This is a genomic window from Rhizobium sp. CC1099, assembly GCF_029714385.1.
Classification (GTDB): domain Bacteria; phylum Pseudomonadota; class Alphaproteobacteria; order Rhizobiales; family Rhizobiaceae; genus Rhizobium.
Genome location: NZ_CP121641.1, coordinates 1,846,233 through 1,862,029 on the forward strand (window position 1 = coordinate 1,846,233; position 15,797 = coordinate 1,862,029).

A 15,797-nucleotide genomic window follows, 5' to 3' on the forward strand; every position below is an offset into this window, starting at 1 on the left:
AACTGAAGCTGCAAATTACATATCCGTGTCTGTATCGCCATCGTTGGCGTCCGGCCCGCCATTCTGCAGGAAGCGGTCAGCAATCAGCCCCGCATTCTGCCGAAGCGCCATCTCGATCTCGCGGCCGAGATCCGGGTTGTCGCGGATGAAGAGCTTGGCATTCTCGCGGCCCTGGCCGAGGCGCTGGCTGTTATAAGAGAACCAGGCACCGGATTTCTCGACGATGCCGGCCTTGACGCCGAGATCGATCAGTTCGCCAGTCTTCGAGACACCCTCGCCATACATGATATCGAATTCCACCTGCTTGAAGGGAGGCGCCATCTTGTTCTTAACGACCTTGACGCGGGTCTGGTTGCCGACAACCTCTTCGCGCTCCTTGACCGCGCCGATACGGCGGATGTCGAGCCGGACGGAGGCGTAGAACTTCAGCGCGTTGCCGCCTGTCGTCGTTTCGGGCGAGCCGAACATGACGCCGATCTTCATGCGGATCTGGTTGATGAAGATGACCATGGTGTTCGACTTGGAGATCGACGCCGTGAGCTTGCGCAGCGCCTGGCTCATCAGGCGCGCCTGTAGGCCCGGAAGGCTGTCGCCCATCTCGCCCTCGATTTCGGCGCGCGGTGTCAGCGCTGCAACGGAGTCGACGACGAGAACGTCGACGGCGCCGGAGCGCACCAGCGTATCGGTGATTTCGAGCGCCTGCTCGCCGGTATCCGGCTGCGAGATCAGGAGGTTCTGGAGATCGACGCCGAGCTTGCGGGCATAGACCGGATCGAGCGCATGTTCTGCATCGACGAATGCGCAGATGCCGCCCTTTTTCTGCGCTTCGGCGATCGTCTGCAACGCAAGCGTCGTCTTGCCGGAGCTTTCCGGTCCGTAGATCTCGATGATGCGGCCCTTGGGCAAACCGCCGATGCCGAGCGCGATATCGAGGCTGAGGGAACCGGTCGAAATAGTTTCGATCTCGACAACATTCTCGTTGGAGCCGAGTTTCATGATCGAGCCCTTGCCGAACGACCGCTCAATCTGTGAGAGTGCCGCTTCAAGCGCCTTGCTTTTGTCCACCGATTTGTCCTCTACGAGCCGCAATGAATTTTGAGACATCCGATCCACCTTTAGGTTATTGAAGCCGCTTGAGCAATGTCTGGTTTGTACCCTATTTGTTCCAGTCGCGCAATAGGTGCCCAAACAATTGAAAGAAAAAGGTAAAACAGCTCGTGTTCTATATATGTTTTATCGATGCAAAGCAACGCCTTAGGAGGCGTCACGCCAAGGCTGCCGCATCCGGCGCCATGCTACGATTCGTTTCCTCCATCGGCTGGGAGCATTCAGGGCGATGAAAAGAATCCTCGTTCTCGGCGGCGCACATATCGATCGGCGCGGGCGCATTTCCGGCGAGACGGCGCCAGGCGCCAGCAACCCGGGCGCTTGGTTCGAGGAACCGGGCGGCGGCGGCTTCAATGCTGCGAGAAACCTTGCACGGCTCGGCGTGGACGTCACCATGATCTCGCCGCGCGGGGGCGATCCGGCGGGCGAGATGGTGACGGAGGCGGCTTATGCAGCCGGCATCAATGACCGGCCGTTCGTCTTTCTCGATCGCAAGACACCGAGCTACACGGCCATTCTGGAGCGGGACGGCAACCTAGTGATCGCGCTCGCGGACATGGAGCTTTACCGTTACTTCGTCCCGCGCCGGCTGGCGATCCGCTGGGTGCGCGAAGCCTTCGCCGCAAACGACCTCATCCTTTTCGATGCGAACCTGCCGGAAGAGACGATCGCAGCGATCGTCAGCCGCGCCAATTCGCTCGGCGTACCGGTGGCCGCGATTGCCATATCGCCGGCAAAGGTGGTCAAGCTCAAGCCCTGCATCTGCGGCATCGACCATCTCTTCCTCAACGAGGCGGAGGCCGCAGCCCTGACCGGCCAATGCCCGGACAAGCCGGAGGATTGGGCGTCACTGCTCGGTGATATCGGCCTGAAGAGCGGCGTCATCACGCGCGGGCAGCGCGAACTGATCGCCTTCAGCAAGGGTGGCACCTTCTGCCTGCAGCCGCCGTCGGTCGAGACCATCGCCGACGTAACGGGCGCCGGAGATTCGCTTGCAGCCGGCGTCCTCTTTGCCTTGATGCAGGATCTGCCGCTCGAGGAAGCCCTGCGGCACGGCGTGGCCGCTGCTGCACTCACGGTCCAGTCGCCCTATGCCGTCAACGAAAAACTCTCCGCGGAACTGCTTGTGGAAACCCTTGCCCTTGTTCAGCGTGCCAGAATTCTGCATTGAAGCGGCAACATCGATGAAACGGAAGAAGACAATGACGAAACCGATCTCCCCCCTCCTGCCGGTCTCCTATTCCAAGGAGGTTGCCGCTGCAAAGCAGCGCGGCGCGCCGCTGGTGGCGCTTGAATCGACGATCATCACGCACGGCATGCCCTACCCCGGCAATATCGAAATGGCGCGCAGTGTCGAGGCGATTATCCGTGAGCAGGGTGCCGTTCCGGCAACGATTGCCGTCGTTCACGGCGTCCTGCATATCGGCTTGGAGCCGGAACAGCTTGAGAAGCTCGCGAAGGAAAAGGACGTGATGAAAGTCTCGCGCGCCGATCTCGCCTTCGCGATCGCCGAGCGCCGCACCGGTGCCACGACGGTAGCTGCCACGATGATCGCCGCTGCCCGTGCCGGCATCAAGGTCTTTGCGACCGGCGGCATCGGCGGCGTGCATCGCGGTGCCGAAGAGAGCTTCGACATCTCGGCCGACCTGCAGGAGCTTGCCCGCACCGGCGTCATCGTCGTCTGCGCCGGCGCAAAGGCGATCCTCGATATCCCAAAGACGCTGGAAGTGCTGGAGACCAGCGGCGTTCCTGTCGTCACCTACGAGAGTGCCGAGTTCCCGGCCTTCTGGTCCCGTTCCTCGGGCCTGCGCAGCCCGCTGACGTTGAACAGCCCGGCCGCCATCGCCAATTTCCAGATCACCCGCGAACAGCTTGGCATCGAGGGCGGCATGCTGATCGCCAATCCGGTCCCGGAAGAAGATGAAATTCCGCGCGAGGAGATGGAGATCTATATCGAGCGCGCACTCGACAGCGCCGAGCGCGACGAAATCAGCGGCAAGACCGTGACACCTTATCTTCTCAGCACGATATTCGATCTGACCGACGGACGGAGCCTGCAGACGAATATCGCGCTCGTCGAGAACAATGCCCGCCTGGCGGCAGAAATTGCCGTGGCGCTCGACGATTGAGATTTTGACGGGAGGCGCTTGCCGCCTCCCCTATTCGCCTTCCAGGGTTTCCTTGACGACGACGGCGAGCTGCTTCAGCGAGAAGGGCTTCGGCAGGAACCCAAACTTGGCGTCCGGAGGCAGGTTGCGGGCGAAAGCGTCTTCCGCATAGCCGGAAACGAAGATGAATTTCAGGTCCGGATATCGCTTGCGCAATTCGCGCAGCAGCGACGGGCCGTCCATTTCCGGCATGACGACGTCAGAAACGACGATGTCCACCTTGCCCTCCAGCTCGTCCATGATGTCGAGCGCTTCGACGCCTGAGCCGGCCTCGTGCACGGTGTAGCCGCGCGTTTCCAGCATGCGCTTGCCGCCGCGGCGCACCGCTTCCTCGTCCTCTACGAGCAGGATGACGGCGTTGCCCGTCAGATCTTCCGGTTGTTCCGGCTGAGCTGCGGCCGGCATTTGTTGAGCCGCACCGGCCTCGGCTGCCGCAACAGCGTCCGCCTCGGCGGCGACAGCCGCGTCGATGGCGTGGCGCGGCAAGAAGACCCGGAAGGTCGTTCCCTTCCCGACTTCGGATTCCGGCTGAATATAGCCGCCGGACTGTTTGACGATGCCGTAGACCATCGCCAGCCCAAGACCCGTGCCCTTGCCCACCTCCTTGGTTGTGAAGAAGGGCTCGAATATCTTGTCCATGATGTCGGGCGCAATGCCGGTGCCGGTATCGGCCACCTCGATCAGCACCATGTCCTCATGCGGCATGTAGGAATAATTGAAACCGGCCACTTCCGCCGCCGTCACGTTGCGGGTGCGCAGCGTCAGCTTGCCGCCCTCGGGCATCGCGTCGCGCGCATTGACGCAAAGATTGATAAGCACCTGCTCGAACTGCGACAGGTCAGTCTTCACCGGCCAGAGATCGCGGCCGTATTCGACATCGAGCTTGACGTTGGTGCCGGATAACAGCCGGTCGACAAGCATGCGCAGGTCGCCGACGACATCCGTGAGGTTCAATACCGTCGGACGCATCGTCTGCTTGCGCGAGAAGGCAAGCAGCTGGCGGACGAGAACCGCGGCGCGGTTCGCATTGCGCTTGATTTCCATCAGGTCGGCAAAGCTTGCATCAGACGGCCGCGCTTGCAGCAGCAGATGGTCGGAAGACAACAGGATCGCCGTCAGCACGTTGTTGAAGTCGTGCGCGATTCCGCCGGCAAGCGTGCCGACCGCATTCATCTTTTGCGTCTGCGCCATCTGCGCTTCCAGCGCCTTTTGTTCCGTCATCTCGACGGCATAAACGATCGCGGCCTCTTCCGGCGCCTCGTCGCTCTGGTCGATGACAGCGTTGACGTAGAAACGGAAATGACGCGCTTCATCGTTCGGCATGCGCGAGTCGATCGGCGGGATATCGCCCTGGCGGTCCTTTGCCGCGACCAGGGCATCCTTCAGCCTCTGTCGATCGCTTTCCTGAAGGATGACTTCCAGCGCTGCGCCATTTTCGACGTCATCGCGCGAAACGATGCCGGAGAAGAGCTTGAGGAATGGCGCATTCGTGCGCAGGATCCGACCGTCGCCGTCGACCGAGGCGATCGCCATCGGCGTGTTGTTGAAGAAGCGCGTGAAGCGCATCGCCGCGGCAGAAGCGGATTGCTCGTTCTCGCCGCCCGATTGCCGCCTGAGCACGATCGTCCGGCTCTCGCCCGGCGCGCCGTCGCGCATGGAAGTCACGCTGTGTATGATCTGCACCGGCAGGCTCTGTCCGTTCGCCTTCTTGAGGTCGAGGTCGAGCGTATCGGTTTTCTTAAGACCGGGCTCGGCCTGCACCGACTGAATCAGTGCCAGCCCGCCGCCTGCCACGAGATCTCCGATCGTCATCGAGCCCGGCACGAATTTCGTGAGGTCGAGTCCCAGCCATTCGGCAAGTGTTGCGTTCAGGTAGAAAATCTCGCCCTTGCGCCCTGCCGAGAAGAAACCTGCCGGCGCATGGTCGAGGTAATCGATCGCGTTCTGCAGTTCCTTGAAGAAGCGCTCCTGGTCATCGCGCTCGGCGGTGATGTCGCTGATCTGCCAGATATGCAGCGGCTTGCCGGAGCCTTCCTCGGTTCGCAAGGTTCGCGCCTTGAGACGGTACCAGTGAGCGCCAGAATTGTTCGTTGCCGGGCCAAGGGTCCGCAGCAGACGGAATTCCTCCTGGCCTTCCTTGCCCTCGCGCAGCCCGTTCGACAGACGGTAAAGCGCCTCGTTCGATTCCCGGTGGCGTGAAAGCAGCGCTTCGAGCGTCTGCACTTCGGTCGGTTTGCGGGCGCCGGTCAGCTTTCCATAGGCCGCGTTGGCATAAATGATCCGGCCCTTCCCATCGGTAATCAGCGAACCGTCCGGATGGCTGTTGAGAAATGACCTGGCGAGACTATCCGATTGCCGCTGGGGCATGACCTCGATGAAGCCGATGACCGAGGAAACGAGGAAGAAGATGCCGACCATGGCCAGCACGCCCAGCACGCCGAGGACCATTTCGTTTTCGAGCGAATCCTTGAAGTACACAAAGCTGCCTGCGGCTGCGACAAGCACAAGCGCCAGAAGAATGATGCGGACAGCCGTTCCCGAGCGTCCTCCGCGATCCACGATCGGGGCATTGTAGTCGTCAGCCTGACGTGGTGTCGTCATCTATTCCTCACATGAGCCTGTCCAACATTCGCTTATAATCTCAAGACAAAGCAGGAATCAGGCGTTCGTTCCTTCTTAGCAAGTTGCTGCGTCCGCAAAAACACTGTGAAGAGCCAAGAATGCTTGAATTCACAACGAACGGCGCCACTTTCGACAACCAAGCGCGCCGCAGAAACATGCACTGGCGTTCGGACATGACTGGACAATCAGGCTGCCTATTGCCTAAGGAGCTGAAAAGCCGTCATGTTATGGCGAACGCGGCAACCGGAGTAGAAGATCATGTTCGACGAAGTGATGGGCGCCTATGGCAGCCGTTTCCTCCTCGCAGCGGGCGGCGTCGGCATCGCGCTGGTGCTCCTGATCGGTATCTTGTGGATCCTCCGCAGCCGAGCGCCCTCACCCTTTGTACGCGGCGGCAAGAACCGTCTGCCGCGATTGCAGGTGCTGGATGCCGCAGCCGTCGATACGCGCCGCCGGCTGGTGCTCGTGCGCCGTGACGACGTTGAGCATCTGATCATGATCGGTGGTCCGACCGACATCGTTATCGAAAGCCGCATCCTGCAGGATACAGATGAGGGTTCCGACCACGCCTTCATAGCGCCCTTAGCCCCGCCGGCGCCTCGGCCGGAGCCTGTCGTCTCGACGCCCGAAGAGCCGCCCGTCAAGCCGGCAAGACCGGTCACAGCTTTCGAGCGCGAACCGGAACCTGACGAGCCCTATGCTCCGGCTCCGGCTCCGGCACCCGCGCCTGCCGTCGAGCCGCGTCTGCATCCCGTGGCAACCGCTCCTGCCGTAGCGCCCGCAGAACAGGAGCCCGCAGCGCCGTCTGCGGCAACATCGGCCGTGGCGGCAAAAATCGAGCGGGAGCCTGCCAGCCCTGCTGCTTTGCCGCCGATCATTCCGAGGCCTGCGGAGCGGCCCGCCGCCGCCCCGGTGATCGAGGCAGCCAGCGCCGCCGACATCCTCGACGCGGCGCGCCAGCGCGTTCTGCCGCAGCAGCGGATGGAGCCGCAGGTCTCGACGCCGCCAGCACAGAGCCTTCCGACCGTCGCCGAAGGCATACCTGTCGTGACCGGCGACGCTGCCACCACCTCGAAGGCAGCGCCCAGCGACTTCGAGCGCATTCTTCAGGAAGAGATGAACAATACGCTTGCGGCGCAGCGCATTGTTCCCGCTGCGAACGCCCCTGCCCGCCCGGTTCCGCCGCAGCCCGGCAACCCGCAGCGCCGCGATCCGGACATGGCACCGATCACCGGCGCCGATGCCGACCTTCAAAAGGAAGTGGCCCGCATCTTTGGCGAAATGAGCGTCAATCGCGAAAAGTAAGCCGCCCTGCCTGCAGGAAAGCTCTCGCAAGAAAAAAGGCACCGCAGACTGCGGTGCCTTTAATTTCTACGAAGAACTTTGAAAAGCTCACTCGTCGCGATAAACCTTTTCGCGCCGCTCGTGGCGCTCCTGCGCCTCGATCGACAGCGTTGCGATCGGACGTGCGTCGAGACGCTTGATGCCGATCGGCTCGCCGGTTTCCTCGCAGTAGCCATAGGTGCCGTCTTCGATCCGCTGCAATGCTGCATCGATCTTGGAAATCAGCTTTCTCTGGCGGTCGCGGGCGCGAAGTTCGATCGCCCGGTCCGTTTCGGAAGAGGCTCGATCCGCTAGGTCCGGATGGTTGGCGCTTTCTTCTGCGAGATGATCGAGTGTCTCGCGCGCTTCTCTAAGGATATCGTTTCTCCAGGCAACAAGTTTGGCTCTGAAGTAAGCCCGCTGGTTTGCGTTCATGAATTCCTCGTCTTCCGAGGGAACGTAGCTGCTAAGATCGATCTTCTCACTCAACGCGATTCTCCTGAAGAACATCTCATATGGCGGGGTGTATATCCCAAGCGCTATCGCGGGTTCAAGCCAAATACGACAGGTAAACAGATTTTTAAATCTGTCATATTTTTAAGCTAACAGACTATTTTCGCACCACTATTAGGAATGCTGGTTGTTGCTTCCCGTTCAAGAACGCGTGTTGAGCTTACTGTTTTGCGCCATCGCTATGCCGATGCGGTTGACGGCGGTGATCTGCGGACGCTACTGAAAAGGCTCCTTCGCTCGTGGAATCTTCTATGGCCGCAACCTTGCCTTCGCCTTCACGAATCTATCTGTTGCGGCATGCAGAAGCCGCCTGGGCGCAGCCCGGCGAACGGGATTTTGACCGGCCTTTGAATGAAAAGGGCTATGACGACGCGGAACTCGTGGCAGACCGCGCCGCCGACAAAGGCTACCGGCCGGAGCTTTTGATAAGCTCCACTGCGAGGCGCTGCCGCGAGACCACGGACGCCGTGCATCGCGCTATGGGATTGTCGCTCGACATCCGCTACGTCGACCAACTCTACAACGCCACCCCCGAGGTCTACCTCGATATCATCGACAGCCAGACCGCGGGCTCCGTCATGCTTGTCGGTCACAACCCGACAACCGAGCAGACGCTTGAAGCGCTCATCGGTCACGATGCCCTGCTCCGTGCATTGCCGGACGGCTTTCCCACGGCGGGCCTTGCAGTCCTCGATTTCGACGGCGCGTCTGCAGGGTGGAAGCTTACCGACTTCGTGCACGACTGACGTCTTTCGCGCCGCTTCTTTTTCGGACAGCATCCACGTCCTATATGCTTGAGCACTGACAATCGGAATTCCGCCTTGCCGCCAAGCCTGACATCCCTTACCGGCGACGCGCGTATCGCGCTCGACAACCTCGCAGACCGCGCCTCGAGTCTCGTCAAACCGACGATCCGCCTCGGCGTCACCGGGCTTTCCCGGTCCGGTAAGACGGTCTTCATCTCGTCCCTCGTGCATAATTTGCTGCATGGCGGACGCCTGCCGCTTTTCGAGCCGTTTCAGTCCGGCCGGGTGTCGGCCGTGCGACTGGAACATCAGCCGGATGACGCCGTGCCACGTTTCCAGTACGAGGATCATATCCGGGCGCTGGTGAAGGACCGTGTCTGGCCGGATTCGACCCGCGCCATATCCGAACTGCGCATCACGCTGAATTATCAGAGCGCCAGTGGCTGGAACCGTCTGTTCTCGCCCGGCCGTCTCTCGATCGATATCGTCGATTATCCCGGAGAGTGGCTGCTTGATCTACCGCTGCTGGCCAAGGACTACCGGACCTTCAGCGAGGAGACGCTGGCGCTCGCCCGCAGCGGCATCCGCGCGGAACTTTCTCGCGGCTGGTTGGCACTGACCGGAGCCATCGACGTCAAGGCGCCCGCCGATGAGATGCAGGCGCGCGATCTCGCGACGGCTTTCACCGATTACCTGAAAGCCTGCAAGGCCGACGAGCGCTCGCTGTCGACATTGCCGCCCGGCCGCTTCCTGCTCCCCGGCGACCTTGAAGGTTCTCCCGCGCTCACCTTCGCGCCGCTCGCTTTGCCTTCCGAAGGCAAACCGCCCAAAGGTTCGCTCTGGGCAATGATGGAGCGCCGCTACGAGGCCTACAAATCCGTCGTCGTCAAACCCTTCTTCCGCGAACATTTTGCCCGGCTCGACCGCCAGATCGTTCTCGTCGACGCGCTGCAGGCGATAAACCGCGGCCCGGAGGCGATCCAGGATCTGGAGCGCGCGTTGACGGATGTGCTTGCCTGCTTCCGTCCCGGTACGAACTCGCTGCTTTCGTCGCTCCTCGGCCGCCGGATCGACCGCGTTCTCGTGGCCGCCACGAAAGCCGATCATCTGCATCACGAAAGCCACGACCGCCTCGATGCGCTGACGCGCCGCCTTGTCGAGCGCGCCGTCCACCGGATCGGCATGGCAGGCGCCGGCATCGACGTCATGGCACTTGCCTCGGTGCGCGCCACGCGGGAGGCGACCGTCAAGCGCGACGGCCACGATCTGCCGGTGATCGTCGGCACGCCAATCGATGGCGAAACGATCGCCGGCGAGCGCTTCGACGGCATCAGGAAGACGGCGGTCTTCCCGGGCGACCTTCCGCAAGACCCCGAAAGCCTGTTCGACGGCATTGAATCTGCCAGCCGCGATGTCCAATTGCCGGATGTGAACATTGTGCGCTTCCGGCCGCCGCAGCTCGAGGAAACCGGCAGCGGCATCAAGCTTTCGGTCCCGCATATCCGGCTCGACCGGGCCATGCAGTTTCTGTTTGGAGACCGCCTCGCATGAGCAAACCCGCTTCTGGAGATTCGGACCGGCCGCGCCGCACACCGGCGGCCTTTGCCTATGAGGACGATCCGCGCGCCGTCGAGACGGACAGGAAGCAGGAGGCCCGCAAGCCGGCAAGCTTCGGCGGCGAAGTCGTCCTCACATCGGACGAAGACGACCCCTTCATCAATTCGGACAAGGATATCGCCCCCTTGCCGGTCGCAGTGCCGCGCAAACGGCGCACCTCCTTTGCCAAGATCGCACTAACTGCTTTCGGCGTCCTGCTTTCGCTCGCCTTCGGCCTGTGGACCGACAGCCTGATACGCGACCTCTTTTCCCGCGCCGACTGGCTTGGTTACACGGCGCTGGCGGCGCTCGCGATCGGCATCCTCGCCGTCGTCGCCATCGTGATCCGCGAAACGGCGGGTATAATGCGCCTCGCGGCGGTGCAGACGATCAAGGCCGAGGCGGAAGCCGCCATACTGGAGACGAAGCCCGCCAAGGCACGCGCCCTGGTGAAGAACCTTTCAAACCTGCTTGCCGGAAAGCCGGAAACCGCCAAGGGCCGCGCAACCTTGAAAGCCGCCGAAGGCGACATCATCGACGCGCCGCATCTCGTCGCACTCGCTGAACGCGAATTGCTGGCGCCTCTGGACCGCCAGGCAAGAGCGCTGATCGTCAATTCATCGAAGCGCGTTTCGATCGTCACCGCTGTCAGTCCGCGCGCGATCGTCGATCTGCTCTACGTGCTTTTCGAAGCCTCGCGCCTGATCCGCGCAATGGCCGAGCTTTATGGCGGCAGGCCCGGCACGCTTGGGATGATTCGCCTGATGCGGGATGTTCTGGCGCATCTCGCCGTCACCGGCTCGATCGCCGTCGGCGACAGCCTCGTGCAACAGGTCCTGGGCCACGGCCTTGCCTCCAAGCTCTCGGCCAGGTTCGGCGAAGGCATTATCAACGGGTTGATGACAGCCCGTATCGGCATAGCTGCGATGGATCTGTGCCGTCCGCTTGCGTTCCGCGCATTGAAGCGGCCGGGAATCGGCGACTTCATCGGCGATCTGGCGCCCTCCGTAGTGCCGCGCACCGGTCGCAAATAAACATTTTCGCACCTGGCGCCTTCCGTAACGGAGGGAATTGCAAAACGCAGGAAATTCATGGCACTGGCAATATGAATTGAATTTGCCGAGCCTTTGGAAAGCCCTTCGTTTCCGTGCATTTCGGCGCATTGGAAACCAAGCATTAACCATTATTCGGCAAAACTCCAGGCTAGTAACGGGTGGTGTTTGCCAAGGAAAATCCATGTATTCGCGCAAAGTTCTCTTCGTATGCGGGCTCGTCGCCGCGGCATTGTCTCCGGCGGCCGATATTGCCCCTGCTGCCACCGCCGCCACACGCGACAAGGCTTTCTTCGAGTCTGTTGCGGGCAACTGGAGAGGTCCGGGCGAAATCGTCGCCGGCAAATACAAGGGCACGAAATTTAGCTGCAACCTCATCGGTTCTGCCGTGAGCGACGGCGGCGCCGGCATCAAGCTCGACGGCTCTTGCCGCGTTGGCGTGTTCAAACAGCCGATGTCCGCCGTCATCACCCAGTCGCGCGGCGGCTATAAGGGCAAATTCCTTGATGGCGCCGCCGGTAAGGGTCTCGATGTCGTCTCGGGCACCGTCACACAGGACACCGTCGTCGTCGGCCTGAACCGCGCCAAGCTGAACGGCGCGATGATCGCCCGCGTCCGCGACGACAAGACGATGAACGTCACCGTGTCGGTAAAGGTCGAGGATCGCATGGTCCCGGTGATCGGCCTCACCCTGACCCGCCAGATCGATGAAATGACGGTCGGCTCCGTCGAGTAAGAGCTGTACGATAGCAGTCACCCAAGCGGCGGATTTTCCGCCGCTTTTTCATTTGAGGCGCTGCGCCACCACTCGCGATCGGCATCGGCGATCTCGATGCCTTGGATATCTGCTCGCGAAAGCCAATCCGCGACGGTGCGGCCCTTGACGATGAGGTCCGCGGCAAAATCTGCAAGCGGCATCAGAACGAAGCCCCGCTCGGTCATGCGCGGATGCGGCAGTTCCAGCCTCGGCGCCCCCTGTTCAATATCGTCGAATGTCAGCAGATCGATGTCGAGCGTTCGCGGTCCCCAACGCTCGATGCGCTCGCGTTTCATGTCGCGCTCGATGCCGAGACAGACGTCGAGCAACGCCTCCGGTTCGAGCAACGTATGGAGTGCCGCGCATGCATTGAAGAAGAAGGATTGGTCCGTCTTGCCCCAGGGCGGCGTGCGGTAGAGCCGCGACACGGCGGTGAGCCGGCAATCGTCACGCCCGTCGAGCTTCCGCAGCGCGGCAGCCATCGATTTCACGGGGTCACCGAGATTGCCGCCGAGACCGAGCGTGGCGGGTCTGAAACGATCAGCCGGCAAAGTGTTCAACGCTCACCTGTACGAAATCGAGAACGCCGGGCACTGGCGCATTCGGCTTGCGCACCGTGATCTTGGCGCGCCTGATCTGATGAAACTTTTCGCAGAGACCCTTGGCGATATCGAGCGCCAGCGCTTCGATCAGGTTGCGGCGCCTGCCGGTGACGATCTCCTCGATCACGGTGAAGGCAATCCCGTAGTTCACGGTATCGTCGATCGAGTCGCTTTCGAGCGCACCCGCCGCGACGACGTCGAGCTCGGCATCGACGAAGAACCGCTGGCCGAGGAACTCCTCTTCGTCGTGAACCCCGTGACGCGCAAAGAACGCGCAATTCTGCAGCGTGATTGTATATTTCGTGCCCATCAGCCTTCTCTTTGCTCGAAATCCCGGCGCGCCGCCAGCATAGCATCCGCGACCGCGAGCGCATCCCTGTTGATTGCGACATTGTGCACCCGGAAAACCGCAGCACCCTGAAGCCTGAGCAGTGCGCTGCTCGCCGCCGTTGCAACGTCGCGCTCAGCCGCATCCCGTCCTGTGACCGCACCGACGAAGCGCTTTCGCGACGTGCCCGCCAGCAGCGGCAATCCGAAACGCTGCAATTCGGCAAACCTCGCCATCAGCTCGAGGTTCTCGTCGGCATCCTTGGCAAAGCCGAATCCCGGATCAAGCACGATCCGCTCGCGCATGACGCCTGCTTCCGCGGCGATCTCCAGGGAGCGGACCAAGAAATGATATTGATCCGCAATCACGTCCGGAAGCTTCTCGCGTTCGCGGCCCGTATGCATGAGGCAGAGTCCGGCGCCGGTATCGGTCGAAACCCTCGCGATCTCCGCCTCCTTCTGCAATCCGAAGACGTCGTTGATGATATGCGCGCCGGCCCCGACGGCGAGCCGCGCCGTCTCCGCCCGGTAGGTGTCGATCGAAATCAGCGCATCGCTCCTGCCGCGCAGAGCCTCGATCACCGGCAGCACGCGGGACTGCTCTTCCGCAGGGCTGACTTCGGCAGCACCCGGGCGTGTCGACTCCCCGCCGATGTCGATGATCGCGGCTCCCTCGCTGACGGACTGAAGGGCATGCTCGACGGCGGCATCCACGCTTTCGTAGCGTCCGCCATCCGAAAAGGAATCCGGCGTCACATTGATGATCGCCATGATTACGCCGCGCGGCCCGAGTTCTATTTCGCGGCCATGCGCCACGCGCCAGAAACTGCTTCGAAGCTGTAGCATCGGGGTTTATCCCATTGATAATAAAAAAAGCCGACGCCCTGTATTGCGCTCGCGGTGGCTATGCCCCAAGCTCCGCCGAACTTCAACACGGGTAGCGTCAAGAATGCCTTCCGCATCGCGTTATATGCGTTTCGTACTTGCTTTTTCCACGACGGTTGCCCTCTGCATTCCCGCCTCGGCTCAAGTCGTTGCGACCAAAAGCTACTCCTATTTCGACATCCGAGGAAAGAGTGCCGGCGAGCTCGATGAGGAACTGAGCCGCCGCGGGCCGACGGCGAGTGGCTCCTCCGCGCGCCACCCCGGCGCCACGAAAATCCGCTTCGGCGGCGAGGCGACCTACGTGCAGAGCAACGGCCGCTGCCGCATCACCAGCGCAAAGGTGACCGTTCACACGCAGATCATCCTGCCGCGCTGGCGAAACCGCAACGGCGCCAGCAAACAGCTGTCGACGATCTGGGATGCACTCTCGAGCGACATCAAAAGGCATGAGGAGCGACACGCGGAAATCGCCCGCACACAAGCGCGTCTCATGGAGCGACGGATCCTCGCGCTGCCCGCCCAGCGCAGCTGCGGAGCCATGCAGGAGCTTGTCACGGAAGAATCTAATCGCGGAATAGAAGAACACGACAGGTTGCAGGCGCGTTTCGACCGCATCGAGGCAGTCAACTTTCAGAGCAGGATGATGCGCTTGCTCAACAAGCGAATCAGTTCGTCCGGCAGCGAAAAATAACCCAATTTTCGCAATAAGCACGCGATATCGTTAGCTGAGCAACGAAACTTGTGCGAAGCTTTCCTCCTCCAAAGCCTGTTAATGATGAAAATTAGCGATATGCGACTCAACCCGCACGCGCTAATATGAACACATTCGGAAGTTCAGGTGGGATTGACCTGATCTTCTGTTACTGGGTTCTCCTGGCGCGTTCTAAGCCGCGGGCGGTCCTCCCTCGCCCGACGGTTATGCGCCCGCCTCGCCTCGCACGTCATCCGGCGCGCGAGGCTTTTTTTGCACAGATCAGGCCTGGCGCTCGGGCACCTGGACGATAAGTCCGTCGAGCGCCGCCTTCATTCTGATCTGGCAGGAAAGCCGCGAAGTCGGGCGGACATCGAAGGCGAAGTCGAGCATGTCTTCTTCCATCGCTTCCGGCGGGCCGACGCGCTCGGCCCATTCTTCGTCGACATAGACATGACAGGTCGCACAGGCGCATGCGCCGCCGCACTCGGCTTCTATGCCTGGCACCGAGTTGCGCACGGCATTCTCCATCACTGTGGAACCTTGATCGACATCCAGATCGAAGCGCGTGCCGTCGAAGGCAACGATAGTCAGTTTGGGCATGATGCTTTCCGGTATTACATGAAGAGGGAGGATCGAAATTTTTCTTCCAACAAATCCGATGGGCAGTCAACATCGACCGCCTTCACGGTTTCATTCCATATTTAAAAGCGACGGGCTTTTCCATTTGCGTCATACCGCTGGCCACAAAAAGACCCGCTGTTCCGGAATGGAGCAGCGGGCCGAGTGGCTTAAAATGCTCGGCTCTAGCGGCTGAGCTTGAGAATGAAATTTTCGGCTTCGACGACGGCGGCTGCGACCGCGGCCATGCACGCTGCATCGCCGCAATTGTTCTCGAGCATGTCTGCCGCTTCGGATACCTGGAAGGCCCCAACCGCGCTCGCCGCCCCTTTCAGCCGGTGGGCAGCGGCTTGCATCTTCTTTGCATCGCCCGACGAAACCTCCTGCAGGCAGGCGCGTGCCTGGCGCGCAAATATCTTCAGGACCTCGACTTCAAGCGCCTTGTCGCCCATCGTCTGCTTTGCCAGATGAACAAGGTCGATCGGGCGACCCTTTGAGGGGCAAGGCCTGTTTGAATTATCCGGCGCCTCGAACGCAATACTGACTGCTGCCATGTGCCAATTCTCCCGTCTTTACCCCGCAGGTGGATTCACACTGCGGTTTGAGAGTGGCGATCGCGTTAAATTCTGGCACATTGAGGGCGGAATTCTACCGCTATGGTTAACAACCGCTTAACGCCCCTAAATTATTGGTTTTTCGACGTCCGCCTGCGTTAAATTATGTTAACAACGGATTAATGGACGGTGATTAGCAAGGCTTCATTAATTGTCTCGGAAGCCCGGATGTG

General features: G+C 61.2%; 16 protein-coding genes. 8 read left to right on the top strand and 8 right to left on the bottom strand.

Translation table 11 applies throughout. The annotated features are described in order from the left end of the window. Window positions 1–15: 15 nt before the first annotated feature. Entirely contained in the window at window positions 16–1,104 is a 1,089-nt protein-coding gene (gene recA, locus QA644_RS09505) for a recombinase RecA (RefSeq protein WP_028739637.1), read from the bottom strand. A 232-nt stretch (window positions 1,105–1,336) separates the two neighbouring features. On the opposite strand from recA, the gene QA644_RS09510 reads away from it, so the two are divergent. Both QA644_RS09510 and QA644_RS09515 read left to right on the top strand, forming a co-directional pair. Continuing rightward, window positions 1,337–2,278 (top strand): carbohydrate kinase family protein, encoded by a 942-nt coding sequence (locus QA644_RS09510; RefSeq protein ID WP_283072148.1) that lies wholly within the window; start codon window positions 1,337–1,339, stop codon window positions 2,276–2,278. A gap of 31 nt (window positions 2,279–2,309) precedes the next feature. After that, the gene (locus QA644_RS09515; protein WP_283072150.1) at window positions 2,310–3,236 is read left to right on the top strand and encodes a pseudouridine-5'-phosphate glycosidase; all 927 of its coding nucleotides are present in this window, start codon (window positions 2,310–2,312) and stop codon (window positions 3,234–3,236) included. Between the two features lie 30 nt (window positions 3,237–3,266). On the opposite strand, the gene QA644_RS09520 is transcribed toward QA644_RS09515, so the two are convergent. Further along, on the bottom strand, window positions 3,267–5,876 hold the full coding sequence (locus QA644_RS09520) for a cell cycle histidine kinase CckA (RefSeq protein WP_283072152.1): 2,610 nt from the start codon (window positions 5,874–5,876) through the stop codon (window positions 3,267–3,269). Window positions 5,877–6,155: 279 nt separating this feature from the next. Between QA644_RS09520 and QA644_RS09525 the strand changes: the two genes are divergently transcribed. Beyond that, window positions 6,156–7,202, top strand: a complete 1,047-nt coding sequence (locus QA644_RS09525; protein ID WP_283072154.1) for a flagellar biosynthetic protein FliO — start codon at window positions 6,156–6,158, stop codon at window positions 7,200–7,202. An 87-nt stretch (window positions 7,203–7,289) separates the two neighbouring features. Here QA644_RS09525 and dksA read toward each other — a convergent pair whose 3' ends face one another. After that, window positions 7,290–7,709 carry an RNA polymerase-binding protein DksA gene (gene dksA / locus QA644_RS09530; protein ID WP_028739636.1) on the bottom strand — a complete coding sequence of 140 codons (420 nt, stop codon included), beginning with the start codon at window positions 7,707–7,709 and terminating at the stop codon, window positions 7,290–7,292. A gap of 275 nt (window positions 7,710–7,984) precedes the next feature. Here dksA and QA644_RS09535 point away from each other — a divergent pair, with 275 nt between their 5' ends. The 4 genes from QA644_RS09535 (at window position 7,985) to QA644_RS09550 (ending at window position 11,863) form a co-directional block, all read left to right on the top strand. Further along, on the top strand, window positions 7,985–8,479 hold the full coding sequence (locus QA644_RS09535) for a histidine phosphatase family protein (RefSeq protein WP_283072156.1): 495 nt from the start codon (window positions 7,985–7,987) through the stop codon (window positions 8,477–8,479). 75 nt (window positions 8,480–8,554) lie between these two features. Continuing rightward, the gene (locus QA644_RS09540) at window positions 8,555–10,030 is read left to right on the top strand and encodes a YcjX family protein (protein ID WP_239598586.1); all 1,476 of its coding nucleotides are present in this window, start codon (window positions 8,555–8,557) and stop codon (window positions 10,028–10,030) included. Next, entirely contained in the window at window positions 10,027–11,109 is a 1,083-nt protein-coding gene (locus QA644_RS09545) for a TIGR01620 family protein (protein WP_194729812.1), read from the top strand. Before QA644_RS09540 ends, QA644_RS09545 begins: the two co-directional genes overlap by 4 nt. Window positions 11,110–11,311: 202 nt before the next feature. After that, complete coding sequence (locus QA644_RS09550; protein ID WP_074068381.1) at window positions 11,312–11,863, top strand: hypothetical protein; 552 nt, start codon at window positions 11,312–11,314, stop codon at window positions 11,861–11,863. A gap of 17 nt (window positions 11,864–11,880) precedes the next feature. Here QA644_RS09550 and folK read toward each other — a convergent pair whose 3' ends face one another. Genes folK through folP form a run of 3 tightly spaced genes read right to left on the bottom strand, consistent with a single transcriptional unit; the run spans window position 11,881 to window position 13,659 of the window. Next, complete coding sequence (folK, locus tag QA644_RS09555) at window positions 11,881–12,366, bottom strand: 2-amino-4-hydroxy-6-hydroxymethyldihydropteridine diphosphokinase (protein WP_237361835.1); 486 nt, start codon at window positions 12,364–12,366, stop codon at window positions 11,881–11,883. A 58-nt stretch (window positions 12,367–12,424) separates the two neighbouring features. Next, window positions 12,425–12,796, bottom strand: a complete 372-nt coding sequence (gene folB / locus QA644_RS09560; protein ID WP_194729814.1) for a dihydroneopterin aldolase — start codon at window positions 12,794–12,796, stop codon at window positions 12,425–12,427. Further along, on the bottom strand, window positions 12,796–13,659 hold the full coding sequence (folP, locus tag QA644_RS09565) for a dihydropteroate synthase (RefSeq protein ID WP_194729815.1): 864 nt from the start codon (window positions 13,657–13,659) through the stop codon (window positions 12,796–12,798). The genes folB and folP overlap by 1 nt, the downstream gene beginning before the upstream one ends. Before the next feature lie 103 nt (window positions 13,660–13,762). On the opposite strand from folP, the gene QA644_RS09570 reads away from it, so the two are divergent. Then, window positions 13,763–14,389 (top strand): DUF922 domain-containing protein, encoded by a 627-nt coding sequence (locus QA644_RS09570; RefSeq protein WP_194729816.1) that lies wholly within the window; start codon window positions 13,763–13,765, stop codon window positions 14,387–14,389. A gap of 282 nt (window positions 14,390–14,671) precedes the next feature. On the opposite strand, the gene QA644_RS09575 is transcribed toward QA644_RS09570, so the two are convergent. Together QA644_RS09575 and QA644_RS09580 are read right to left on the bottom strand one after the other, a co-directional pair. Then, window positions 14,672–14,992: a 2Fe-2S iron-sulfur cluster-binding protein gene (locus QA644_RS09575; RefSeq protein WP_022715198.1), complete on the bottom strand. Its 321-nt coding sequence runs from the start codon at window positions 14,990–14,992 to the stop codon at window positions 14,672–14,674. Window positions 14,993–15,195: 203 nt separating this feature from the next. Continuing rightward, window positions 15,196–15,564 carry an Hpt domain-containing protein gene (locus QA644_RS09580; protein ID WP_283072160.1) on the bottom strand — a complete coding sequence of 123 codons (369 nt, stop codon included), beginning with the start codon at window positions 15,562–15,564 and terminating at the stop codon, window positions 15,196–15,198. Window positions 15,565–15,797: the final 233 nt, after the last annotated feature.